At 69.3% G+C, this 23,067-nt stretch carries 21 protein-coding genes; 8 read left to right on the forward strand and 13 right to left on the reverse strand.

Features of this window, described 5'->3' with window-relative positions; all coding sequences use genetic code 11:
* Nucleotides 1-50: 50 nt before the first annotated feature.
* The 8 genes from OHB24_RS06370 to OHB24_RS06405 form a co-directional block, all read right to left on the reverse strand.
* The gene (locus OHB24_RS06370) at nt 51-818 is read right to left on the reverse strand and encodes a methylenetetrahydrofolate reductase (RefSeq protein WP_327638003.1); all 768 of its coding nucleotides are present in this window, start codon (nt 816-818) and stop codon (nt 51-53) included.
* 38 nt (nt 819-856) lie between these two features.
* The gene (locus OHB24_RS06375) at nt 857-2,053 is read right to left on the reverse strand and encodes an RNA polymerase sigma factor (protein ID WP_327638004.1); all 1,197 of its coding nucleotides are present in this window, start codon (nt 2,051-2,053) and stop codon (nt 857-859) included.
* Complete coding sequence (locus OHB24_RS06380; protein WP_327638005.1) at nt 2,050-2,394, reverse strand: YciI family protein; 345 nt, start codon at nt 2,392-2,394, stop codon at nt 2,050-2,052. The genes OHB24_RS06375 and OHB24_RS06380 overlap by 4 nt, the downstream gene beginning before the upstream one ends.
* Nucleotides 2,395-2,429: 35 nt before the next feature.
* Nucleotides 2,430-3,374, reverse strand: coding sequence for a prenyltransferase/squalene oxidase repeat-containing protein (locus OHB24_RS06385; RefSeq protein WP_327638006.1), 945 nt, complete (start codon nt 3,372-3,374; stop codon nt 2,430-2,432).
* Nucleotides 3,371-8,014, reverse strand: a complete 4,644-nt coding sequence (locus tag OHB24_RS06390; RefSeq protein WP_327638007.1) for an ATP-binding cassette domain-containing protein — start codon at nt 8,012-8,014, stop codon at nt 3,371-3,373. Before OHB24_RS06390 ends, OHB24_RS06385 begins: the two co-directional genes overlap by 4 nt.
* Nucleotides 8,015-8,017: 3 nt before the next feature.
* Complete coding sequence (locus OHB24_RS06395) at nt 8,018-9,091, reverse strand: phosphotransferase enzyme family protein (RefSeq protein ID WP_327638008.1); 1,074 nt, start codon at nt 9,089-9,091, stop codon at nt 8,018-8,020.
* Nucleotides 9,092-9,270: 179 nt separating this feature from the next.
* On the reverse strand, nt 9,271-10,479 hold the full coding sequence (locus OHB24_RS06400) for a sensor histidine kinase (RefSeq protein ID WP_327638009.1): 1,209 nt from the start codon (nt 10,477-10,479) through the stop codon (nt 9,271-9,273).
* Nucleotides 10,476-11,132: a response regulator transcription factor gene (locus tag OHB24_RS06405; RefSeq protein ID WP_130384769.1), complete on the reverse strand. Its 657-nt coding sequence runs from the start codon at nt 11,130-11,132 to the stop codon at nt 10,476-10,478. The genes OHB24_RS06400 and OHB24_RS06405 overlap by 4 nt, the downstream gene beginning before the upstream one ends.
* Before the next feature lie 105 nt (nt 11,133-11,237).
* Between OHB24_RS06405 and OHB24_RS06410 the strand changes: the two genes are divergently transcribed.
* The 4 genes from OHB24_RS06410 to OHB24_RS06425 are packed head-to-tail and all read left to right on the forward strand — an operon-like array spanning nt 11,238 to nt 14,723.
* Complete coding sequence (locus tag OHB24_RS06410; RefSeq protein ID WP_327638010.1) at nt 11,238-11,747, forward strand: hypothetical protein; 510 nt, start codon at nt 11,238-11,240, stop codon at nt 11,745-11,747.
* Nucleotides 11,747-12,799 (forward strand): peptidoglycan-binding domain-containing protein, encoded by a 1,053-nt coding sequence (locus OHB24_RS06415; protein WP_327638011.1) that lies wholly within the window; start codon nt 11,747-11,749, stop codon nt 12,797-12,799. The genes OHB24_RS06410 and OHB24_RS06415 overlap by 1 nt, the downstream gene beginning before the upstream one ends.
* Complete coding sequence (locus OHB24_RS06420) at nt 12,796-13,461, forward strand: ABC transporter ATP-binding protein (RefSeq protein WP_327638012.1); 666 nt, start codon at nt 12,796-12,798, stop codon at nt 13,459-13,461. Before OHB24_RS06415 ends, OHB24_RS06420 begins: the two co-directional genes overlap by 4 nt.
* The gene (locus tag OHB24_RS06425; RefSeq protein WP_327638013.1) at nt 13,458-14,723 is read left to right on the forward strand and encodes an ABC transporter permease; all 1,266 of its coding nucleotides are present in this window, start codon (nt 13,458-13,460) and stop codon (nt 14,721-14,723) included. The genes OHB24_RS06420 and OHB24_RS06425 overlap by 4 nt, the downstream gene beginning before the upstream one ends.
* On the opposite strand, the gene OHB24_RS06430 is transcribed toward OHB24_RS06425, so the two are convergent.
* Nucleotides 14,720-15,667: a complex I subunit 1/NuoH family protein gene (locus tag OHB24_RS06430; RefSeq protein ID WP_327638014.1), complete on the reverse strand. Its 948-nt coding sequence runs from the start codon at nt 15,665-15,667 to the stop codon at nt 14,720-14,722. The genes OHB24_RS06425 and OHB24_RS06430 overlap by 4 nt on opposite strands.
* A gap of 62 nt (nt 15,668-15,729) precedes the next feature.
* Between OHB24_RS06430 and OHB24_RS06435 the strand changes: the two genes are divergently transcribed.
* Complete coding sequence (locus OHB24_RS06435) at nt 15,730-16,920, forward strand: NAD(P)H-binding protein (protein WP_327638015.1); 1,191 nt, start codon at nt 15,730-15,732, stop codon at nt 16,918-16,920.
* A 167-nt stretch (nt 16,921-17,087) separates the two neighbouring features.
* Here the strand turns inward: OHB24_RS06435 and OHB24_RS06440 are convergent, their stop codons facing one another.
* Genes OHB24_RS06440 through OHB24_RS06455 form a run of 4 tightly spaced genes read right to left on the reverse strand, consistent with a single transcriptional unit; the run spans nt 17,088 to nt 20,140 of the window.
* Nucleotides 17,088-18,020 carry a GNAT family N-acetyltransferase gene (locus tag OHB24_RS06440; RefSeq protein WP_327638016.1) on the reverse strand — a complete coding sequence of 311 codons (933 nt, stop codon included), beginning with the start codon at nt 18,018-18,020 and terminating at the stop codon, nt 17,088-17,090.
* Nucleotides 18,017-18,727 carry an NADH-quinone oxidoreductase subunit C gene (locus OHB24_RS06445; RefSeq protein WP_327638017.1) on the reverse strand — a complete coding sequence of 237 codons (711 nt, stop codon included), beginning with the start codon at nt 18,725-18,727 and terminating at the stop codon, nt 18,017-18,019. The genes OHB24_RS06440 and OHB24_RS06445 overlap by 4 nt, the downstream gene beginning before the upstream one ends.
* The gene (locus tag OHB24_RS06450) at nt 18,724-19,281 is read right to left on the reverse strand and encodes an NADH-quinone oxidoreductase subunit B (RefSeq protein WP_327638018.1); all 558 of its coding nucleotides are present in this window, start codon (nt 19,279-19,281) and stop codon (nt 18,724-18,726) included. Before OHB24_RS06450 ends, OHB24_RS06445 begins: the two co-directional genes overlap by 4 nt.
* 4 nt (nt 19,282-19,285) lie before the next feature.
* On the reverse strand, nt 19,286-20,140 hold the full coding sequence (locus OHB24_RS06455; RefSeq protein ID WP_327638019.1) for an alpha/beta fold hydrolase: 855 nt from the start codon (nt 20,138-20,140) through the stop codon (nt 19,286-19,288).
* A gap of 68 nt (nt 20,141-20,208) precedes the next feature.
* Here OHB24_RS06455 and OHB24_RS06460 point away from each other — a divergent pair, with 68 nt between their 5' ends.
* Genes OHB24_RS06460 through OHB24_RS06470 form a run of 3 tightly spaced genes read left to right on the forward strand, consistent with a single transcriptional unit; the run spans nt 20,209 to nt 22,882 of the window.
* Nucleotides 20,209-21,660: a purine-cytosine permease family protein gene (locus OHB24_RS06460; RefSeq protein ID WP_327638020.1), complete on the forward strand. Its 1,452-nt coding sequence runs from the start codon at nt 20,209-20,211 to the stop codon at nt 21,658-21,660.
* A complete protein-coding gene (locus OHB24_RS06465) occupies nt 21,660-22,175 on the forward strand; it encodes a cysteine hydrolase family protein (protein ID WP_327638021.1) in 516 nt (171 codons plus the stop codon). The genes OHB24_RS06460 and OHB24_RS06465 overlap by 1 nt, the downstream gene beginning before the upstream one ends.
* On the forward strand, nt 22,172-22,882 hold the full coding sequence (locus tag OHB24_RS06470) for a GntR family transcriptional regulator (protein WP_327638022.1): 711 nt from the start codon (nt 22,172-22,174) through the stop codon (nt 22,880-22,882). Before OHB24_RS06465 ends, OHB24_RS06470 begins: the two co-directional genes overlap by 4 nt.
* The last annotated feature ends 185 nt before the right edge of the window (nt 22,883-23,067 follow it).

A 23,067-nucleotide genomic window follows, 5' to 3' on the forward strand; every position in this document is an offset into this window, starting at 1 on the left:
CCCACGCTCCACCTCCCGTCTCTTAGCAGGACATTAGCCGATCTGCCGCCTCACGAGCCGCGTTGGAGCAAGTCGCGTTCGAGGCGGGCCGCGACCTGGCGGTACCGGCTGACCGGTATCAGGTGAACGCCGTCGAAGGCCCCGGAGTCACGGATCTTCAGGATCTGCTCGCAGGCGTGGTCGACGCCGGCGTCCCGGTCCCGCTCCACCGCCTCGATCAGATCGGCCGGGATCTCGAGCTGGGGCAGCTTGGCGAGGTTGTGGGCCATCTGCGCGGAGGCGAGCACCATTACCCCGGCGTACACCGGGATGTCGAGCTCGACGGACTCGCGCCAGCGGAGCAGCTCGTCGAGGTCGTAGCTGACCTGGACGTACAGGAAGTCGGCCTCGGCCTTCCACTTCGGCACCGGCCGGAGACGGGTGGCGGCCCCGACCTTGAACGGGTCACAGCCCGGGTACGTCGTCTCGCGGGTCTGCTCGATCATCCGCCGTACCGTCAGCTGACTCGTGCGGGCGCCCTCCGCCGGGTCGTCCCCGTGCACGAACAGAAAACGTTCTACGCCGTACGCCGCCGCGGTCAGCAGGTCTCGCCGGAAACCGAGCAGATTCCGGTCCCGCGAGTTGAGGCACGCGATTCCGCGCGCACCCATCAGCTGCACTTCGTTGGCCACCGCAACACTCGAGACGGTCGCCCGCCCGATGTGGTTGTCGGGGATCAGGAACGCGTCGGCGATCGGACTCATCACCCCGATCTGATGCCGAACCTTCTTCAGATCCGGCCGCGTCGGCGGCTCCACCTCACAGATCAGCTCGAACACCCTCCGGACCCTACAGAAGGTCGGCAGGCCGGACCGGGCTATCTCATCCGCGTTCGGAGGAAGTCCTGCTCGGCCTGGTTCGGGGTTCGCTCCAGAGCGGCCTGGTAGGCGGCCCGGGCCTCAGGGGTGCGGTTCAGCCGGGTCAGCAGGTCGGCCCGGATGGCGTGGAAGAGGTAGTAGGCGTCGAGCGGCAGGGCGTCGACGAGGGCAAGCGCCGTGGCGGGGCCTTCGACTTCGGCGACGGCGACGGCTCGGTTAAGGGCAACTACCGGCGTGGGGTCCACCGTGAGGAGGTGGTCGTAGAGCTGGAGGATCTGGCGCCAGTCGGTGGCGGCGGGGGTCGCGGCGTCGGCGTGGACGGCGTTGATGGCGGCCTGGAGCTGGTACGGGCCGGGGTGGTTGCGGCGCAGGCATCGGCGGACGAGCGCCTGGCCTTCCTGCAGCAACGCGCGGTCCCACAAGTCGCGGTTCTGGTCGCCGAGACGGACCAGCGTGCCGTCCGGCGCGACGCGGGCCGGGCGTCGGGAGTGCTGGAGCAACATCAAGGCGAGCAGGCCGACGGCCTCAGGTTCGTCCGGCATCAACTCGACCAACAGCCGGCCCAGCCTGAGAGCCTCGGCGGCGAGTTCGTCGCGGACCAGGGTTTCGCCGGACGAGGCGGCGTACCCCTCGTTGAAAATCAGGTAGACGACCGCGAGTACGCCGCGAACGCGCTCTGGCAGATCCGCCTCGTACGGGACGCGGTACGGGATGCCCGCGGCGCGGATCTTGGCCTTGGCGCGAACCAACCGTTGCGCCATCGTCGGCTCCGGAACCAGGAACGCGCGGGCGATCTCGGCGGTGGTCAGCCCGCCGAGCATGCGGAGCGTGAGGGCGACGCGGACGTTCAGCGCGAGTGCCGGGTGGCAGCAGGTGAAGATCAGCCGCAAACGGTCGTCGTGCACAGCCCCCACCTCCACTGGCTCGGCCTCGGCCTGCAAGAGCGCTGCCTGGGCGTGCTTGTCCGCCCGGGCAGCCTCGCGGCGAAGACGGTCGATCGCGCGGTTCCGTGCGGTCGTGATGATCCATCCGGCCGGGCTCGGCGGTACGCCGTTGTCCGGCCACTTCTCCACCGCCGCGGCGAACGCGTCCTGGACGGCGTCCTCGGCGATCTCCAGGTCGCCGAAGACGCGCGTCAGCACAGCGACCGCCCGCCCGTGCTCGGCCCGGAAGATCGCGGTGAGGTCAGGCGTCACGACTGCGAGGGCCTGACCTCAATCGACAAAGGCTTGAGGACCGCGGCCAACCGCCGCGCCCACCCCAGCGCCGCATCAAGATCCTCTACCTCGATCACCGTGAACCCGCCGAGGTGCTCCTTGCCTTCGGTGAACGGCCCGTCCGTCACCAGGACGTCGTCACCCTGCGCCTTCAGCACGGTGGCGGTCTCCGGCGGGTGCATGCCGGCGGCGAACACCCAGACGCCCGCCGCCTGCATCTCGGCGTTCAGGGCCTCCAGGTCACGCATCATCGGGTCCAGGATCTCCGGCTCGGGGACCGGACCGTCGGGCTGGTAGATGCTGAGCACGTACTGGTTCATCGTTTGCCTCCTTCTTGCCCTCTACACGAACAGCCTCAGCCCGGATCGACAGGCAGCGACACCCCGTTCAGTCGACGGAGGCTGGATTCCAGGTCGAAGGTCAGCCAGCGGGAGAGCTGGGGGTGGGTCGGGTGTTGCCAGAGGCCGTACGGGCCTCGGCGCGATTCGAGCCAGGTGATGAACGCGTCGTCGACGGGCACGCCGCAGCGGGAGGCGAGGTCGAGGGTGAAGGCGGGATCGGCGGTGACGTAGAAGGTGACTTGTCCCATCGCGCGTTCGAGGCCGACGAGGCGGGAGACTTCCCAGCCGAGGGCCGACTCGTCGCGGGTCTCACGGGCGAGGAGGTGGCCGACGCCGATGCGGGCGGCGTCGGACCGGCTGAGCTGGGGGTGCAGTGCGAGGCAGGCCACCGCGCCAGTTGTCGCCGAACGACAGCCGGCGCCGCGGGTGAGTCGCCGGTACTCCTTTTCCGGCGGCTGAGGCCGGCCCGGACCACCGAGGTCGGCCTTAGGACCGGAGGGCCAGGAGCCGTCGTGGAGTCGTTCGCGCAGAAGCCATTCGTACGCGCGTTCAGCGCGAGGATCGGTGGCGAACCCGGCCGCGGCGATGCCTCGCAACGGTACGACGGTCTGCATCGTGACGAACCGCGGTCCGTCCGATGGCTTGCCCGCGGTCCTGTCGTCGTCGAGCCGCAGCGGCCACGAGCCGTCCGGTTGCTGATGGGAGAAGATCGCGTCGACGGCAGCGGCAAGTTCGGGGCCGCGGTAGCCGAGATACGCGAGCTGGCAGAGCAGGTACCCGGCGTCTTGGGGCCGCTCAGCCACAGCCAGCCGTGCGAGAAGCGACTGTACGGCGGGGCTCGCTGCGATCTCGCCCTGCCAGGCCTTGACGTCGTCATCGTCGTTGTCGGCGCCCTCGAGCTCAACAGCGGCGCGCCACCGCAGCGACGGCGAGGGGTCTCCGAGCAGGAGCGTGTTCATGGCAATGCCGCCCGTACGAACGGCGCCGACGCCGTGTTGGCCAACTTTTCGGGTGGACCCTCGAAGACGATCTTTCCGCCGTGAGGTCCGCCGCCCGGGCCGAGTTCGATGAGCCAGTCGCAGGTCGCGAGCACCATCGGGTCGTGCTCGACCACCAAGACGGTGTTGCCCGCGTCGACGATCGCGTCGAGCGCGCGCAGGAGCACGACGACGTCGGTCGCCTGCAGGCCGACGGTGGGCTCATCGAGCACGTAGAGGCTGCCTGCTTTGGTCGGACGGGCGAGCTCCTTGGCGAGTTTGAGTCGCTGCGCTTCACCGCCGGAGAGGCTCCAACCAGGTTGGCGGACGACGAGGTAGCCGAGGCCGAGCGCGAGGGCTGCCTCGCCGGCGCGACGTACGGCGTCGATGTCGCCCCACTCGTCGACGAGCTCACCGATGGTCAGGGCTTCGATGCCGGCGAGCGTTCGGTCCCGCTCGCGAAGGGCGCCGACCTCGCGACGGTAGCCGGAACCGCCGCAGGCCTCGCAGGTCTGGGTCACCGACGGTAGGAAGGACATGCCCTGTTGCCACGTTCCCTTCCCGCTGCAGGCGTCACAGCCGTACCTGAGGTCCTTCATCGTGATGCCCTGCTCGCGGGCCACTTCGCTCGCGGCGAACGACTTGCGGACTGCGGTGATCAGTCCGAGGAAGCTACCGGGTGACGTGATCTCGGCGCGGCCATGGTCGGCGACGATCGTACGAGCGGGAGCACCCGAAATGACCTGGTGAACCCCAGGTTCGACGCGGACGATGCCGCCGCCGGAGACGTTGGTCGCCGGTCGCGCCAGCCCGACCGCGATCGTGTCGACGACGAGCGAGGACTTCCCGGATCCGGACACACCACATACGCCGACTCTCATGCCGAGCGGGATGCGTACGTCGAGGCCGCACAGGTTGTTCTCCCGCGCTCCCGTGACCTGCAGCCACTCGGTTGGCGCGCGTCGGTCGCGATGAGGGATCGCGATGCGTCCGTCGCGCACCGCCCGGGTGACCGACTCGGCGCTGTCGAGGTCGACGAGCCGGCCGCCCGCCCTGCCGGGACCAGGGCCGATCTCGATGACGTCGTCGGCGGTACGAATGAGGGTGGCGTCGTGTTCGACGGCGATGACGGTGTTGCCGGCGTCGCGCAGCTCGCGCAGGGTGCCGGCGAGCGCGTCTACTTCGGACGGATGCAGACCTCGGGACGGTTCGTCGAGCAGGACGGTCATTCCGACGAGGCCGCCGCCGAGTACCGATGCCAGCTTGATCCGTTGCGCCTCACCCGCGGACAGCGTCCAGGTCGCCCGGTTCATCGTGAGATAGCCGAGCCCGACGCGGCCCAGGAATCCGAGCCGGTGCGAGGCAACGGTACGGGCGTGGGCCGCGTGCGGATCGTCCGGCTCGTCCATCGACGCCAGTACGTCGTTCAGCTCGGCGAACGAGGCCGAGAACAGGTCGCTGCGGTCGCGACCCGCGATCCGAATCGCCAAGTACGGAGGGCGCAGTCGCTCGCCGCCGCACTCCCGGCACGGGAACGACCTGGTCTCCAGGCCACCCAGGTCGAACCGGGCCCAGTCGTTCAGCCCCACCCAGGACGAATCGCCGTACAGGATCCCTCGCCGGACTTCGTCGCTCAGCTCGGACCACGGCGTGGTTTCCGGGTCGAATCCGTACCGCTCAGCGAAGGTCTGCATCACGTCGTTGCTGCCGACCACCTCAGGCCGGAACCACGCCAGGCCGCCGCCGAAGCAGCGGGCGAGTGGCGCGTCGGACCGGATGATCGCGGCGAAGTCGAACTCCCGCTCGACGCCGATCCCCAGGCACTGCGGACAGACGGACGCGGGCGACCCGATCAGGTGACGCGGCTCGATCGGCACCGCGCTGGTCGCGCAGTCGTCGCAGACCCACGCCGCTTCCGGCGTCGGTGCGGACCGGCGAACCTGGTCGCCACCGCAGGCGAGGCACGACCGCACACCGGCGCGCGCCAGGACGAGGGAGATGAGGCGGTCGAGGTCGCTGGACCGGCCAACCGTCGTACGGGCGGCATCCCAGCGCCCGGGCCCACCCGCTGGGAAGGTCGTGCCGGAGGCGTCGATGCTGATCGTCGGGCCCAGCCCGGTGAGCGAGTCGACCGGGGCTTCCGGCCCTTCGCGCATCGACTGCCGCTCGTAGACCGACAGGCACTCGAGCAACCGCCGGTCGGCCTCCGCCGCGAGTACGTCGCCGACCAACGACGACTTGCCCGACCCCGAGACGCCGGTCACGACCGTGAATCGGTCCTTGGCGAACTCGACGTCGATCCCTTGCAAGTTGTGGGCGCGGGCGCCCCGCACCTGGATGACCTCGCTCGAGCGCCGGTCGGCCCGCGGCTTGGCGCGGGGCGTCACCCGCGGCCGCTGTTCGGCGGCGGCGGGGCCGCAGTGCTGCAGGCGTCCGCCGTCCGGGCCACCACCTGGGCCGAGGTCGATGCGCCAGTCGGCGGCGGCGATCACGTCTGCCTGGTGTTCGACGACGACCACCGTGCAGCCGTCGGCCGTCAGCCTGTCGAGCACCGTGAGGAACCGGTCCAGGTCGCCAGGGTGAAGGCCGGTGGTGGGCTCGTCCAGCAGGACGAGATTGCCGGTCTTCGCCTTCGTCACCTCACGGGCGAGGCGGACTCGTTGCGCTTCACCACCGGAGAGACTGGGCGACGGCTGCCCGAGGGTGACGTAGCCGAGCCCGACCTCCTGCAGGGTCTTGAGGATGCGCGTCACCGCAGGGTGCTCGGCGAACAACGCGTCGGCCTCGTCGACGCTCATCGCCAGTACATCGGCGATCGAGTGGCCCTCCCACGTCGCTTCGAGGACTTCGGGCCGGTACCGGCGGCCTTCGCAGATCTCGCACGGCACCCAGATCGGCGCCAGGTCCCTGAGGCTGATCGCGACCGCGCCCATCCCCTCGCAGTCCGGGCACGCGCCTTCGCCGCGGTTGAACGTGAACTCCGACGCGGACCGTCCGGTCTGCTGCGCGAACACGTCGCGGATCCGATCGAACACCTTCGTGTACGTCGCCGGATTCGACCGCGGGTTGTTGCCGAGCGGCTTCTGATCGACGGCGATCGCGCGCAGCGCAGGTACGTCGATGGTCGCGCAGCCGACCGGCGCCTTGGCTCGGATCGACGCCAGCAACACGTCGCGAGCGAGAGTGGTTTTGCCTGCCCCCGAAGGGCCTGTGACGACGCTCAGCGCCCCGAGCGGGATCTCGCAGTCGACGTCGCGCAGGTTGCGCAGGCCGGCGCCGGTGATGCGGATTCGCTGGTCACCGATCTCACGAGCCGTACGTCGGACCCGGGTCGGCGCCGAGAAGCCTCGGCCCGAGGCGGTGCCGGCGCGCCACAGGTCGGCGGGCGTCCCTTGGAAGACGAGTTCGCCACCACCGCGGCCGCCGGCCGGGCCGATCTCGACGACATCGTCCGCCAGCGCGATCGCCGTACGGTCGTGCTCCACCATCAGCACCGGGCCCGGCAACGACGCCATTGCCTCAAGCAACGGTTTGAGATCGGTGTGATGCAGGCCGATGGTGGGCTCGTCGAGGACGTGCAGCAGATCCTCGAGCCGGCCGCCGAGTACGACCGCGAGTCGAGTCCGTTGCGCCTCACCTCGCGACAGCGTCGGCATCGGCCTGTCGAGGCTGAGATGCCCGAGCCCGAGCGTGACCAGTGGCCGTAGTCGTCGCAGCAGCTCGTCCTGAACCCGTACGGCGCGCGGGCCGATCGCCAACTGGTCGACGAACTCGAGGACCTCGCGCACCGAGCGGGCGAGCAACTCGGTCAGGGCGATCCCGGCAATGCGATGCGACGACGTATCGATCGCGGCGTCGCGGAACGCCGACGGCTGCAGCGGCCGGACCCAGTCCGAGCAGCTCGGACAGATCGGCGCCCGGAGTACCGGCGTACCGCCGAGACGAACCTCGTGGGACCCCAACGCGTCGGCGCGCTCGAGGATGCCGCGAACCTCCGCCGTGGACGCGTCCGCCTGCAGGGTGGCGATGCGTACGACGACATCGTGCGGGACCGTCGGGTCGAGCCGAGGCACCCTGCTCTTCGCGGCCCACGGACGCCCGTCGATCGTGACCGCGGCGAACTGGCCGCGCAGGCCGGCGAGGAGTCGCGCGTGACTTCCGTTGAGCTGGCGGACGACCGCCACTTCCACCGGGAGCTGGCCCTCGGCGGCGAGCAGGTCCAGAGCAATCGCGAGTCGCTCTTCGCGCGACACCGCACGTATCGGTACCTGGCACCTCGGGCAGGTCACGTCCGCGAACCGCGCGTACAGAATGCGAAGGAACGGGTGCAGGCCGACCGACGTCGCGACGGTCGAGGCGGGGTTGACGTTCAGTACGTTCTGCGCGATCGCCACCGCCGGACCCAAGCCGTCGATGCTCTTCACCTGCGCGGCCGGCACGCGGGTCCCCGGACGTCCCAGTCCCAGCGACTCGACGAACCGGCGCCGCGCCTCGGTGTAGACCACGTCGAACGCGAGCGACGACTTCCCCGAGCCGGACACACCGACGACCGCGGTCAGGCCGGGTCCGAACGTGACATCGACATCCCGCAGGTTGTGCTCCGCCGCACCGTGAACCTTCATCGCCTATTTCCGGAACGCGGCTCGGGTCGCGGCTGCGGTGGAGCGGTAGTACTCCGGTGGCTCGATGAAGGCCCATTCGTCGAACGGCACGCCGTTGGTGACCGCGCGCCGGTAGCTGAAGCAGACGAGGTACAGCGTCCGGACATACATAACCGCCTCGAGCCGATCGAGCTCCTCGTGGGTCAGCTCGACGTGGCGGCGGTACGCGTTGACAACCGCGTCGACGCAGTCTTCGTTGGTATGTCGTTCCGGGGACCAGTGGCCGGTGCCCCAGATCAGGTACGCGAAGTCAGCCAGGCGCGGTCCGCGTCCGGAGGCCTTCCAGTTGATTGCCACCGGCCCCTGATCGCCGATCACCGCATGATCGGGGGCGTGCAGGAGGTTGCCGTGGAGCAGGCCTTCGGGAAGGCCGTGCCCGTCGTCGGCCGAACGTACCTGATGCCGGAGACGCTCGAATCGCTCACGGTCGGCCGCGGCGACCTTCGTGTCGACCGCGTCGAGAAATGCCAGGCCCGCCAGCAGATCTTGGCGCGGAGGACCTTCACGGCTGGGGTCCTCACCACTCGCCCCGCCGGCACGGCTGACGGACTCGTCGAGCGGCAGCGCGTGCAGCCGTCCGAGCAGATCGCCCATGATGGCGAACTTCTCGGCACCCTCGAGGTGGGCGCCTTCGACGAATCGGGTCACCAGGACCGCGCTTCCGTCGAAATCGGACACCGCGTCGTCGACCGCGAGGCGCTCCGCCGGATAGTCGTGCCGCTCCAGGAATCGCAGGATCGCGGCATCGCCCTCGACGCTGGCCCTCGGACGAGCGGGAGGGAACGCCCGCGCGATCCACGGGTCGCCGTCGTTCCGGTCGATGCGGAACACGTAGGTCTTGTGCACACTGACCTTCGTCGCCGCGACCGCATCGATGCCGTAGCGATTCCGAAGATGGACGAGCAGCCGCTCGGCAACGGGCTCGTGGTCCATGCGGGACCCGAGCCCCTCGAGATCGGTCAGCGCCTCTGTGTACCGCTGCCCCGTTGCCGCGGCATGACGCCGTACGACCTTCTTGAAGTTGCTGTCCCTGGTCATGACAAGCCTCCTCCGACACCCTCGTCCCCAGCGACGCGGTGTTGAGAGATGGCCTGCAGACATCGACAACCGAGAGGGCAAATCCCCTTCGCCACTGGAACCCCGGCTGGGCGGACGTTCCACAGCTCGGCGACCGGTCGACGCCGTCCCGCCAATCTCCCCGACCGGCGTCACCGTTGTCAAGCAGGGTCGAGAGGGAGGGTGACGGTGACCTGGAGGCCGCCGCCTTCGCGGGGGACGGCGGTGACGGTGCCGGCGTGGGCTTCGGTGACCGAGCGGACGATGGACAGGCCCAGGCCGGCGCCTTTGGTGCTGACCAGGCGTTCGGCGCCCAGGCGATAGAAGGGTTTGAAGAGGGATTCGACTTCGTACGGCCGGATCTCCGGGCCGGTGTTCGTCACCGCCACCTGCACCTGGTCGCCGACGCGCTTGCTGACCACGCGGACCCACCGCTCACCGGAGGGCAGGTTGTGGCGGATGCCGTTCTCGACCAGGTTGTGGACCAGGCGTTCGAGGAGGAGCGCGTCGCCGCGGGTCGGCGCATCGCCCGGTCCTCGGATGACCTCGACTCCCGCGGTGGTCGCCTCGCTCGTGAGCTGGGCGGTCACGTGGGTCACCACGTCCGCGAGGTTCACCGGGTAGACCGTCGTCAGCTGCTTCTCCGAGTCGGCCAGGATCAACAGCCCTTCGATCAGCTGCTCGTGGCGCGTGTTGATCGTCAGCAGACTCTCGCCCAGTTCCTTCACATCCGCGGACGCCGTACGTCGATGCATCGCGACCTCGACCAACGCCCGGCCGAGCGTCAGCGGCGTACGCAGCTCGTGGGAGGCGTTGGCGACGAAGCGGCGTTGGCCGTCGAAGGAATGGTCCAGGCGCTCGACCATCGTGTCGAACGCGTCGGCCAGGTTCTTCACCTCGTCGTCGGGGCCCTTCAGGGCGATCCGCTCGTGCAGGGCGGACGGTGTCAGAGCGATCCGCCGTGCCGTGTCGGTGACGCGATGCAGGGGCGCCAGCACCCGTCCAGCCACCAACCACCCGAACCCCGCCGCCAACCCGCCCACCAGGAGCAGCGCGACACTCCCTTGCGTCAGCATCGACTTGATCGCGGCTTGCCGCACCTGCTCGCGCTGCTCGTTCATCACCCGTTCCGCGTCCGAGCCCGTCAGCAGAGCGCCGTCCTTGTTCATCACGTACACGTCGTTGGTCGGCGGCGGCCTGTTCGGCCCGGCACTCGGACTCAGGTACGTCCCCTTCACGATCACCTGGTACTTCTGCCCCAGGTTCGCGGTGAACAAGGCATAGGTCACCCCGAGCAGCACTACGCCGGCGACCATGAACAGCCCGCCGTACAGGAGGGTCAGCCGGCCCCGCAGCGTCAACCGCCTCACGGGATGCGGTAGCCGACGCCGGTGACGGTCTCGACCAGTCCCGGCTCGCCCAGTTTCCGGCGGAGCTTCAGGATCGTCAGCCGGACCGCTCCGGTGAACGGGTCCACGTGCTCGTCCCATGCCTTCTCCAGCAGTTGTTCGGCCGACACGGTCGCGCCGTCGGCTCGCAGCAGTTCCACGAGTACGGCGAATTCCTTCTTCGACAACGGCACGTACCGGCCGTCGCGGAAAACCTCGTGCCGCGCCGGGTCGAGCGTGACGCCGGCGCGTCGCAGTACGGGCGGATCGGCCGGGCGACTCCGCCGGCCCAGCGCGAGGACCCGCGCTGCCAGCTCGGCGAACGCGAACGGTTTGGTCAGGTAGTCGTCCGCGCCCAGCCCGAGCCCTTCGACGCGGTCGGTCACGGCGGCCGCGGCGGTCAGCATCAGGACTCGCGTGGCCGACCCGGAAGCCACCAGCTGACGGCACACCTCGTCCCCGTGGACGACCGGAATGTCGCGGTCCAGCACGAGTACGTCGTACGCGTTCACCGACAACCGTTCCAGCGCCGCGCCGCCGTCACCGGCCACGTCGACGGCATGTGAGTCGTCACGCAGCCATTCCGCGATCGCTGCCGCCAGCAACGGCTCGTCCTCGACCACCAGTACCCGCACGCACCCCATGATCCCCGACATCGGTGTTTCCGCGGCGTTTCCGCTCTCGGAAACGGTCCGGAAACGGCCGACCGAGAAAGGTTTCCGGAAACGAGAGGAGCACCGATGCGCAACACCATTCTGGCCGTTTCCGTTCTGGTCGCCGGCCTGATCCTGACCGGCTGCGGAGCCGACGAGCCCGATGTCCAGGTCGCCTCCGGGAGCGGAGGGCAGCAGTCCACGGCGCCGAGCAGTGCGCCGGCCAGCCTCAGCCAGGACGAGATGGCGGTGAAGTTCACCCAGTGCCTGCGGGAGAACGGCCTGAACGTTCCGGACCCGGAACCGGGCAAGGGGCCGATGCTGAAGTTCGACAAGAACTCCGGCGTCACGCAGGAGCAGGTCCAGAAGGCCATGGAGGCGTGCCAGCAGTACAACCCGCAGGCTCAGGGCAGCGCCAACCCGCAGCAGGCGGAAAACGGCAGAAAGTACGCCGAATGCATGCGGAAAAACGGGGTCGAGAAGTTTCCGGACCCGAAGCCGGACCAGCGCGGCATCATGATCGGGCCGGGCGTCGCCGACGATCCCGACTTCAAGAAAGCGCAGGACGCCTGCCAGAGCATTCTGGCGGCACGCTGATGCGTAAGGCACTCACGGCTGCGGTCGTCCTGGCTGCCGGGGGCGCCGCAAGCGCGTTCCTGGTCAGCCGGGGCGACGCCAGCCAGGCAACGCACCAGGCTGTACAGGCCATACCGGTCAACACGACCAAGGTCACGCAGCAGACCTTGAAGGACACCGAGACCGAGGACGGCCGGCTCGGCTTCGGTACGTCGTCCTCCGCGGTCAACCGGGTCGCCGGCACGGTCACCGCCGTACCGGACAGCGGACAGGAGCTGCGCCGCGGAAACACCGTGTACAGCATCGACAACAAGCCGACCACGTTGCTGTACGGCGCGCTCCCGGCGTACCGCAGGCTCGCGATCGGGACCGAAGGCACCGACGTCCTGCAGCTCGAGCAGAACCTGAAGGCGATGGGCTACACCGGGTTCACCGTGGATGACGAGTACACCGACGCGACCGCCGAAGCGGTCGAGGAGTGGCAGGAGGATCTCGGTCTGGACGAGACGGGCGTCGTCGAGCTCGGCAGCGTCCTGTTCGCGCCGGGGCATCTGCGGGTGGACAGCGTGCAGGCCGAGGAAGGTTCACCGCTCGGCCCGAACCAGCCCGTCCTCAGCTACACCGGCACCACGCGGGCCGTGACCGTCCAGCTCGACGCGGCGGACCAGCGGCTGGCCACGCTCAACGCGGCAGTCACGCTCGCGCTCCCGGACGGAAAGTCGGTGCCCGGAAAGATCCAGAAAGTTTCCACGGTGATCATTCCGGCGGAAAGCCCGGACAAGGATCCGGAAACCAAGGTCGAGGTGATCGTTGCCATCGCCAACCAGCAGGCGGTGGCCGCGTGGTCGTCCGCGGCCGTCGACGTCACGTTCACGGCCTCGGAACGCAAGAACGTGCTGACCGTTCCGGTCGCGGCCCTGGTCGCGCTCCGGGAGGGCGGCTTCGGCGTCGAGGTCACCGACGGTACGACGTCGCGGTACGTGCCGGTGAAGACCGGCCTGTTCGCGAGCGGCCAGGTCGAGATCAGCGGCGCCGGTATCACCGCCGGCACCACGGTGGGGATCCCCAAGTGATCGAGCTGACCGAGGTGACCAAGGTGTACGCAGGCGGGGTGAACGCGCTCGGCGGTGTCAGCCTACGGATCGACCCCGGCGAGCTGGTCGCGATCGTCGGCCCGTCGGGCTCCGGCAAGTCCACGATGCTGAACGTCCTCGGCACCCTCGACCGCCCGACCTCCGGCACGGTTCGGATCGACCGGTACGAGGTGGCGCGGCTGTCCGACGCCGGGCTGTCGGCGTTGCGCGCTACCCGGATCGGGTTCGTGTTCCAGCAGTTCCATCTCGCGGCCGGCGTCCGCGCGGTCGACAACGTCGCGGACGGGCTGCTCTACTCGGGCCTTCGCTTGTCGGTACGCCGAAAGCGTGCGGCGGCCGCCCTGGAACGGGTCGGTCTCGCGCACCGCCTCGATCACGAGCCACACGAGTTATCCGGCGGCGAGCGGCAACGCGTTGCCGTGGCGCGAGCGGTCGCCGGCGAACCCGCCGTACTGCTGGCGGACGAGCCGACCGGGGCGCTGGACTCGGCTTCGGGCGCAGGCGTGATGCAACTCCTACGAGACCTCCACGCCGCCGGCACCACGGTCGTAGTCATCACCCACGACCGCGACATCGCAGCCTCCCTCCCCCGCCAGATCCGCATGCGAGACGGCGTAATCGTCGAGGAGGTACACGCATGAGCGACGACTTTGTGCACCACGTCCGTACGACAAGCGACGAGAAGCACGGACGTCGTGCACAAGGTGCCCGGGAACTCAGACCCGCGGCGTTGGGTGTGCGCGATGCTGTGCGGGTGGGGGCGGTTGGGTTGCGGACTCGGCCTCTGCGGGCGTTTCTGTCCGCGCTGGGGATTGCGATCGGGATCGCCGCGATGGTTGCGGTGGTCGGCATCTCGTCGTCCTCGCGGGCCGAGCTCGACGGCCAACTCGATGCCCTGGGCACCAACCTGCTGACCGTCACCCCCGGCACCCGGCTGACCGGCGAACAGGCCCAACTCCCGCTCGCCGCCGAATCCATGGTCCGCCGGATCCCGCCGGTGCGCGCCGAATCCGCGATTGGAAAGGTCGACGACGCGTCGGTCTACCGAACCAACAAGATCCCGGACGTCCAGACGAACGGCATCATCGCGTACGCCGCCCGCACCAACCTGCTCGACACCATCGGCGCGACCATCCGCAGCGGCAAGTGGATCGACGCGGCGACCGGCAGCTATCCGGCGACCGTCCTCGGCGCGAGCGCTGCCGAGCGACTCGGGATCACCAAAGCCGGCCCGGACACCCAGGTGCTGATCGGCAACCAGTGGTTCACCGTCCTCGGCATCCTCGAACCGGCCGCACTCGCCCCCGAACTGGACAGCGCCGCGCTCATGGGCTGGCCGGCCGCGAGTGACCTCTCCTTCGACGGGCACCCGACCACGATCTACACCCGCTCGGACGACACCCAGGTGCCGGCGGTCCGATCGGTGCTCGGCGCAACGGCCAACCCGGAAGCGCCGAACGAGGTCGAGGTGTCCCGGCCGTCCGACGCACTCGCCGCGAAGCAGGCCGCCGGCCAGGCCTTCACCGGACTCTTGCTCGGCCTGGGAGCGGTCGCGCTGCTGGTCGGCGGCGTCGGGGTCGCGAACATCATGGTGATCTCGGTGCTCGAACGCCGCGCCGAGATCGGTCTGCGCAGGTCACTCGGGGCGACCCGCGGCCAGATCCGCACCCAGTTCCTGACCGAGTCGCTGCTGCTGTCCGCACTCGGCGGGGTCGGCGGGGCATTACTCGGATCCGCGGTCACCGCGGCCTATGCGTCGTACCAGAACTGGCTGACGGTGATCCCGGTCTGGGCATTGGCCGGCGGGGTCGCGGCGACGCTGGTGATCGGCGGCCTGGCCGGCCTGTACCCAGCCGTCCGAGCCTCGCGCCTCTCCCCGACCGAGGCACTCGCAACGCCTTAGAAGACGACGACGCCGATGCCGGTGAGCGCGAGCTGGATCAGCGCCACCGGCACCAGGCCCTGCCACGCCAGCTTCTGCAGCTGGTCGGCGCGCATCCGCGGGAACGATACCCGCACCCAGATCACCACGAGCGAGACGAACGCGACCTTCAAAACAGTCCAGATCCACCCGATCGACTCCGGCCCCGGGCCACTCCACCCGCCGAGGAACAGGACCGTGGTGAGGCCCGCGAGTACGACGATCCCGGCGTACTCGGCGAGCAGGAACATCGCGAACCGGAGGCCGGTGTACTCGGTGTACGGGCCGAAGATCACCTCGGAGTCCGCGACCGGCATGTCGAACGGCGGCCGCTGCAGCTCGGCCAGGCCGGCGATGAAGAACACGATCAGGCCGGGGAGCTGCCAGAGCAGCCACCACGGGTTCCACGCGTGCGCGATGCCGGTCAGGCTCAACGACCCGGCCGCGACCGCGACACTCGCCGCGGACAGCACGAACGGCAGCTCGTAGCTCATCAGCTGCGCCGCGACCCGGAGCCCGCCGAGCAGGCTGTACTTGTTCCCGCTGCCCCAACCGGCCATCAGCGACCCGAGTACGCCGATGCTCATCACCGCGAGCACGAAGAACAGACCCGAGTCCAGGTCGGCGCCGACGACGCCCGGCGCCAGCGGGATCGCGGCCAGCGCGGCCATGTACGGCAGGATCGCGACGATCGGGGCCCACTCGAACACGCGCTTGTCCGCGGCGGCCGGGACCACGCTCTCCTTCTGGACGAACTTCACCCCGTCGGCGACCAGCTGCGCCCACCCGTGGAACCCGCCGGCGTACATCGGGCCGAGCCGTGACTGCATGTGCGCCATCACCTTGTGCTCGGCCTGACCGACCAGCAAGGGCGCCACCAGGAAGGCGACCAGAACGCCCACCACCCGCACCACGAACTCCAGCATGCCCGTCAGCCTAGTGCGTCTCGCTTGACCTAAACCATTGTTCAGGTCCCAGGGTGGGCGTCATGACCACGATTCTTGTCACCGGAGCCACCGGCCGCGTCGGGCGCCACGTCGTCGACGGATTGCGCGCCGCAGGCGTGACCGTCCGAGCCCTCGTCCGTACGCCGGACCTCGCCGGCTTCCCGCCGGACGTCGAGCTGATCAAGGGCGATCTCTACGACCCCACCGCCGTACGCCGGGCAGCGGCGGACGTCGACGCCGCGTTCCTGCTCTGGCCGTCGTTCAACGCCGACGGAGCCGCCGATGTGGTGGCCGAACTGCCGCGGCGGGTCGTCTACCTGTCCGCGTTGAGCGCGTCGTCCGGCGGGGTGTGGGCCGACGTGGAGCAACTGCTGCGAGACGGCGGCAAGGAGTGGACCTTCGTGCGGCCGGGCGGGTTCGCGGTCAACGCGCAGGGCTGGGCCGGCGAGTTCCGGACCGGTGACCTCGTGCGGGTCGCGTCCCCCGAGGCCGGGCGGTCGTTGATCCACGAACGGGACATCGCTGCGGTCGCCGTACTCGCGCTTCTGAACGACCGGCACATCGGCCAGGTCTACGACCTCACCGGACCTGAGGTGCTGACCCAGGCCGAGCAGATCCGGACCATCGCGCGAGCGATCGGCAAGGAGATGCGTGTCGAGGCGCTGAGCGACGCGGAGGCGCGGCAGGCGATGCTCGACCTCGGCGCCGACCCGGTCCTCGCCGAGAGCTCGGTCGCGTACTGGGCCTCGCTCGTCGACAACCCCGAGCCGGTCACCACCACCGTCACCGAACTCACCGGCCGCCCCGCGCTCACGTTCGCCGAGTGGGCGGACGAACACGCCGACGAGTTCCGCGTCCTGTCAACGGCGGAGGTTGCTCAGCGGTACGTCGACGCGCTGTCCACGGGACGCCTCGACCAGGCACTCGCCCTCTCGGCCCCCGAGGTCGTCCGCGTCGCACCTCTCGAGACCGCCGGCGAGGAGATCGAGGTCAAGGGCGCCGACGCCATCCTCGAGAACGCTCGCCGCCTGAACGCCGACATCGAGTACCTCGGCGTCGACATCGTCGGCCCTCTCCTCCTCGACGACCACTTCGCCATCCGCTTCACCTTCGACCAACTCGACGTCCGCACCGGCACCCGCTCCCACACCACCAAACTCTCCCTCTGCACAGTCAAGTCCGGCCAAATAACCCGCGAAGAGGTCTTCTACTACACCCCACCGCACTCCTGAGATCATCCGTGGGCATCACTGTGTGATCTGCAGCTCGACAGGAAGTGTCGGGTGGCCGGGTAGTGCACCTGAGCGCGAATGTGTCTGCGCGTACAGCGTCTCGCCGGTGCACTACCTGTCGAGCTTGCACATCACACCACCCGGGCGCCCGGAGGTTTGTGTCTCGCTCAGGTCTGATTCAACGGGAGTTGACGCCAGCCGCCGATGTCTTGGCGGCCGGATTTCAGGGCTGCGGTTCGGGCTCCGTGGTTGGCTTCGTGGATGGTGCCGATGAGGATTCGGGTGGGGTCAGGGAGGGATTGGGCGAGGAGGGCGCTGAGGTGGGGGCCGTAGCCGTGGCCTCGGTGCTGTGGGGCCAGGACCAGTTCGCGGACGACGTACGCGGGGAGGCCCAGGGCGTCGTACGGCTTGATGACGGCGGCGGCGTAGCCGGCCCATTCGTCGTTCACCGTGACGTCGAAGAGGAAGCCTTCGTCCGCTGCCTCCTGGAGGTCCTCGCGGTCCTGGATGGTGGCTTCCTCGGGGTGGTGCGGGTGGTCGGCGTCGACTGCGGCGTACGCGTGGCTCGCCTCTTCGTAGTGGTCGACGGTTTTCGCCGGACGGAGGGCTAGGCCGGGCGGTACGTCGTACGCGCGTAGCTCGCGGATCGGTGCGGCCAGGAAGCGGCGGTCGGGGGCGGTGCCGGGGATGCCTGCATCGGCGGTCCATAGGCGGACGTAGAGCGGGTGGTGGATGCCGTAGTGCTCTTGCGCCGCTGCAGCTAGTGCGGGTAGGTCGGACGGTTGTGGGGATCGGCTCATCGGGGTTGCGTCGACGAACGGCCTGGCGGGGTTCAGGTTTTCGAAGCGCATGCTGAACATCGCGTGCAGGTCGTTGCCTACGGCAAGCCAACGGTTGAGCATCGCCTCGGGCGGTTTCCCGGGGGTCAGCCGGTCGGTGCGCTGGGTGGCGATCTCCAGGTCCTCGGCCAGCAGGATGTCCAGCGCCGCGTGTTCCTCGGCGAGAGTTGTCAGCCGTTGCGCGTCCTCCACCCAGGCCCGCGTGATCGGATGTTGCCGCTCGAGGGTGTACCGCGCCAGCTCCTCCGCAGAAGGAATCACGACGACTCAGCCGGCGGTTCGGTTGGGGTGGGTTGGCGGCGAGCTCGACGTTCGCCCGCGGCGCCGGCTCGGCGGGGGCGGGCGGGGGTGGCGGCGGCTTCGGCCGGGGCCAGGGGGTCGGGGTCGGGCGATCCGGGTGGGCGGGGGCCCCAGGTTTCGGGGTCGGGTACGCCGGGGGGCAGCGTGCGCCGGCGGCTCGGGGCGCCCGACGGGGCGTGGTCCGACTCGCCCGGCTCCTTCGCGCCCGGCCACGGCTTCGCGACTCGCGACGCGAGCACGAACTCCTTCCGCAGCGGGTGCCCTTCGAACTCGTCCGGCAGTAGCAGCGTGATCAGGTTCGGATGCCCCTCGAAGGCGATCCCGAACATCTCGTGCGTCTCCCGCTCGTGCCAGTTCGCCCCGGCGTACAACTCCGACAGCGTCGCCAGTACGGCGTTGTCGCGCGGAACCAACGTCCGCACCAGCACATGATCGACATGCGATCCGCCCCAGAAGTCCGCGAGATGCGACACCACCCGGAACCCGTCCTTGAGCTCGTCCGACGCGCTCAGGAAGTCGAAGAACGTGAGACCGACCGCATCCCGCAGTACCTCGTGCGCCGCGACCCACGACTCGGGCGGTACGTCGAGCGCGGTCGGCCCGAAGCTGTCCGCCGACGTCGCGGCGATCCCGGCGCTCGTGAGCGCCTCGAGTGCGTCGGCGCTCAAGGCTGCACCAGCCCCCGGGTGAGGGCAGCCGCGGACGGCTCGTCGTACCGGCTCGCGAGCGTCTCGCCGGCGATCTTCTCCTGCAGTTTGAGGATGCCCTGCAGCAACGCCTCCGGCCGCGGCGGGCAACCGGGCACGTAGACGTCGACCGGGATGATCTGGTCGACGCCCTTCGTCACGCAGTACGAGTCCCAGTACGGGCCGCCGGAGTTCGAGCAGGAGCCGAACGAGATCACGTACTTCGGCTCCGGCATCTGGTCGTACAGCCGCTTGATCGCCGGCGCCATCTTGTCGGTCACGGTGCCCGACACCACCATCAGGTCGGCCTGCCGCGGTCCGGGCGCGAACGGGATCACGCCGAGCCGGATGAAGTCGTGCCGGCCCATCGACGCCGCGATGAACTCGATCGCGCAGCACGCCAGCCCGAAGTTGAACACCCAGAGCGAGTACTTCCGGCCCCAGTTCAGCAGGTACCGGACGGGCTGCGGCGCAAGCTTCGCCAACGCACCCACCGCCGGCCGCACGGTCGGCATCCCCAGCTCGGTCTCGGCCATGTGGTCAGCCTAGTCCGACAATCTCTTCCGCGAGGATCTCCGGGTATTCGAGCGGCGCGTAGTGACCGGCGCCGTCGACGTACCGCACTCGGACGTCGCTGAAGAAGTCGTCCACGCGGTCGGACCAGGCCCGCGGGAACAGCGGGTCGAACTCCGGCCACAGCACCACGGTCGGTACGGCGATCCGGTCGTACGACGGTGGCACCTTCTCGGCCGCCGACGTCGCGACCGACCCCGCTCCCGCCCGGTACCACTGGATCGAGGCCGTGAACGCGCCCGGCGCCGAGTAGGTCTCGACCAGGTGATCCAGCTCCGGCTCGAACCCCGGCCCGGACCAGTGCGTCCAGAAATGCCGCAAGTACGAACGGACCGCGTCCGGGTTGCCGTCGATCAGCTCCTCGATCACCGGCAACCGGTGGAACGCCTGGTACCAGAACTCCGCCTGCGCCTGCTCGGAGAACACCCGCTTCCCGATCCCCGGCAGCGGCGGTGCGATCACCAGCCCCTCGATCAGGTCCGGCCGCGTCCGCGCGATCCCCTGCGCGATCCGGCTCCCGACGTCGTACCCGGCGAGCACGGGAAGCTCCAGCCCGAGCTCCTCGATCAGACCGACCACGCTCCGCCCCTGCGCGGCGACGCCGTACTGCGTGGGATCCATGGACTGACTGTCCGACTCCCCGAACCCGCGCAGATCCGGGACCACGACCTCGAACCCGCGCTCGGCCAGCAGCGGCGCCAGCAACCGGTAGTCGGTGCGATCCCCCGGCCATCCGTGCAGCAACACCACCGCCGGTCCCTCGCCGATCCGGTCGTACGCCAGCCGGAACCCGTCCACCGCGTCGCTCAGCATGACATTCATTGTTGACCACCTCACCGGCCAGGCCTACCGTGTTGAACAGGACTGAACAGGTTCTTTGAGGAGCCGATATGACCGACCAGGTCGAGGGGCAGCAGACCCGTGCGCTCGCGGTGGAGAGCAACGGGCTGAACGTGATCGCGGACGCGGACCGCAAGGGCCGGCCGAACCAGTTGTTCTGGCCGTGGTTCGGCGCCAACGTGTCCGTGCTCGGACTGAGCTACGGCGCGTTCGCGCTCGGGTTCGGGATCTCCTTCTGGCAGGCGGTGATCGCCGGGCTGATCGGGGTGGTGTTCTCGTTCCTGCTCTGCGGGCTGATCGCGCTCGCCGGCAAGCGCGGGTCGGCGCCGACGATGGTGCTCGGCCGCGCCGCGTTCGGGATCCGGGGCAACAAACTGCCGTCGCTGGTCTCGTGGCTGCTGACCGTCGGCTGGGAGACCGTGCTGACGATCCTCGCGACGCTGGCGACCGCGACCGTGTTCGAGCGGCTCGGCTGGGGCGGCGGCACGCTGACCAAGGTGATCGCGCTGCTCGTGGTCGGTCTGCTGACAGTCGCCTGCGGCGTGCTCGGGTTCGACCTGATCATGCGGGCGCAGACAGTCATCACGATCGTCACCGGCGTACTCACGGTCGTCTACATCATCCTGGTCGCCGACCAGATCCACTGGAGCACCGTGTCCTCGCTGCCGAGCGGGTCCGCGCAGGCGGTGATCGGCGCTCTGGTCTTCCTGATGACGGGCTTCGGGCTCGGGTGGGTGAACGCGGCCGCGGACTACTCGCGGTACCTCCCGCGGCAGGCGTCGAGTCGTGGCGTGGTCGGCTGGACGACGTTCGGCGGTTCGCTGGCTCCCGTCGTACTGCTGGTGTTCGGTCTGCTGCTGGCGGGGTCGTCGGAGGACCTTTCGAAGGCGATCGGTGCGGACCCGATCGGGGCGCTCGCTGAGGCGTTGCCGACGTGGTTCCTGGTGCCGTTCGTGATCGTGGCCGTGCTCGGGCTGGTGGGTGGCGCCGTACTGGACATCTACTCGTCCGGCCTCGCGCTGCTTTCGCTCGGGCTGCCGGTGAAGCGGTACGTCGCGGCGTTCATCGACGGTGTGGTGATGATCGCGGGGACCGTGTACGTGGTGTTCTACGGCGGCGAGTTCCTCGGGCAGTTCCAAGGGTTCCTGATCACGCTCGGCGTACCGATCGCGGCGTGGTGCGGGATCATGCTCGCCGACATCGCGTCCCGGCGGCGCGACTACTCCGACGACGACCTCTACCGGCCGGAGGGGCGGTACGGCGACGTGCAGTGGCTGCCCGTGGCGACGATGGTGGTTGCCACCGGCATCGGGTGGGGACTCGTCACGAACACGCTGGCGTCGTGGCTGACCTGGCAGGGGTACCTGCTCGGGGCGTTCGGCCTCGGCGGCAAGGAAGGCGCGTGGGCGTACGCGAACCTCGGCGTACTGGTCGCGCTGGTTCTCGGGTTCGTCGTGCAGTGGTTCGGCGGGCGGTCCGCCGTACGGCGTCAGGAGGCCTGATGGTGCTGGCCCTCATCGACCTGCAGCGGATCTTCGCGGACCCGGCGTCCGGGTGGGCAACACCGGATTTCCAGCGGGTCGTCGAGCCCACTCGGGAGCTCATCAAGCTGTTCGCGCCGGACGTCGTGTTTACGCGGTTCGTTGCGCCTGAGGAGCCGGAGGGTGCGTGGGTCGGGTACTACGAGCAGTTCCCGTTCGCGTTGCAGCCGGCGGACTCGGAGGACTATCAACTGGTCGACGAGTTCAAGGGCGCTCCAACTCTCGACAAGACCACGTTCGGTGCCTGGGGCCCTGAGTTGGCGGCCCGGACCGACGGGCGGCTGGTGCTCGCCGGGGTGGCGACCGACTGCTGCGTGATCAGTACGGCGCTTGCCGCGGTGGACGCCGGCGTACAGGTCCAGGTCGTCGAGGAGGCCTGTGCCGGGTCGACCGCGGAGAACCACGGCAAGGCGATCGACCTGATGCGGCTGTACGCGCCGATGCTGGAGATCGTGAGCGTGGAGCAGTTGCGATGATGCGGCGGATCTCCCTGAAGCACGAGCGGATCGCGCGGGTGCTCGCCCGGGAGATCAAGTCCGGCGTCGTACGGCGGGGCACGCAGCTGCCCGGTGAGGTCGAGCTGGCGAAACGGTTCTCGGTCAGTCGCAACACGGTTCGCGCCGCGCTCGCCGTACTCGCTGAGGACGAGCTGATCGCCACGCACACCGGCAAGGGGTCGTACGTGCTGTTCGACGGGCTGCCGCTGGACGGGCGGCTCGGGTGGACGCACGCGTTGTCCGAGCAGGGTGTGGAGACCCGGATGCGGACGGTACGGATCGAGCTCGAGGAGGATGCCGCGCTGGCTGCTCGGCTCGGGTTGTCGTCGCCCGAGGTGGTGGTGATCGAGCGGGTCCGGCAGCTCACGGACGGTACGGCGATCTCGCTCGAACGCAGCCGGGTCCCGGCGATCGAGTCGCTGCGTGACCTGTCCGAACGCGGTCTCGACAACGGGTCGATCAGCGTCACGCTGAACCGCGCCGGGCTGTACCTAGACCACTGCGAGCAACGCCTCCGCGGCCGTCCGCTCACCCCGGTCGAAGCCGGCCACCTGGCCCGCCCGCACGGCACCTGGTTCCTCCACACCACCCGAACCAGCTGGACCGCCAACGACACCTTCGCCGAACACGCCGACGAACTCCTGGACCCCACCCACTACGAACTGAGCCTGACCTACCGCAGCTAGCCGTGCGGTGGACACCCCCGCATGCAGAAGTAGCTCACGCACGGCGTGTCACTGCCGGTTCGCGGGGTTTTGCCTGCGTGGCGGCCCGCCTAAGGACTCCGTTGCCTAGGGCATAGGGAGTTGTGCTGATGTGGGAGGTGTCCTCAGGCGAGCACTGTCTACTCATCGACAGGAGCTCGGAGGAC

Origin of the sequence: Kribbella sp. NBC_00482, assembly GCF_036013725.1 — a bacterium.
In the GTDB taxonomy this organism is placed as follows: Bacteria; Actinomycetota; Actinomycetes; order Propionibacteriales; family Kribbellaceae; genus Kribbella.

Bases quoted from the DNA above. Each gene is read 5' to 3' on its own strand.
- OHB24_RS06430 (WP_327638014.1), bottom strand. From the start codon at position 15,667: ATGCTGGAGTTCGTGGTGCGGGTGGTGGGCGTTCTGGTCGCCTTCCTG.
- OHB24_RS06415 (WP_327638011.1), top strand. From the start codon at position 11,747: ATGCGTAAGGCACTCACGGCTGCGGTCGTCCTGGCTGCCGGGGGCGCC.
- OHB24_RS06425 (WP_327638013.1), top strand. From the start codon at position 13,458: ATGAGCGACGACTTTGTGCACCACGTCCGTACGACAAGCGACGAGAAG.
- OHB24_RS06460 (WP_327638020.1), top strand. From the start codon at position 20,209: ATGACCGACCAGGTCGAGGGGCAGCAGACCCGTGCGCTCGCGGTGGAG.
- OHB24_RS06435 (WP_327638015.1), top strand. From the start codon at position 15,730: ATGACCACGATTCTTGTCACCGGAGCCACCGGCCGCGTCGGGCGCCAC.
- OHB24_RS06380 (WP_327638005.1), bottom strand. From the start codon at position 2,394: ATGAACCAGTACGTGCTCAGCATCTACCAGCCCGACGGTCCGGTCCCC.
- OHB24_RS06390 (WP_327638007.1), bottom strand. From the start codon at position 8,014: ATGAAGGTTCACGGTGCGGCGGAGCACAACCTGCGGGATGTCGATGTC.
- OHB24_RS06465 (WP_327638021.1), top strand. From the start codon at position 21,660: ATGGTGCTGGCCCTCATCGACCTGCAGCGGATCTTCGCGGACCCGGCG.
- OHB24_RS06450 (WP_327638018.1), bottom strand. From the start codon at position 19,281: ATGGCCGAGACCGAGCTGGGGATGCCGACCGTGCGGCCGGCGGTGGGT.
- OHB24_RS06470 (WP_327638022.1), top strand. From the start codon at position 22,172: ATGATGCGGCGGATCTCCCTGAAGCACGAGCGGATCGCGCGGGTGCTC.
- OHB24_RS06410 (WP_327638010.1), top strand. From the start codon at position 11,238: ATGCGCAACACCATTCTGGCCGTTTCCGTTCTGGTCGCCGGCCTGATC.
- OHB24_RS06455 (WP_327638019.1), bottom strand. From the start codon at position 20,140: ATGAATGTCATGCTGAGCGACGCGGTGGACGGGTTCCGGCTGGCGTAC.
- OHB24_RS06385 (WP_327638006.1), bottom strand. From the start codon at position 3,374: ATGAACACGCTCCTGCTCGGAGACCCCTCGCCGTCGCTGCGGTGGCGC.
- OHB24_RS06395 (WP_327638008.1), bottom strand. From the start codon at position 9,091: ATGACCAGGGACAGCAACTTCAAGAAGGTCGTACGGCGTCATGCCGCG.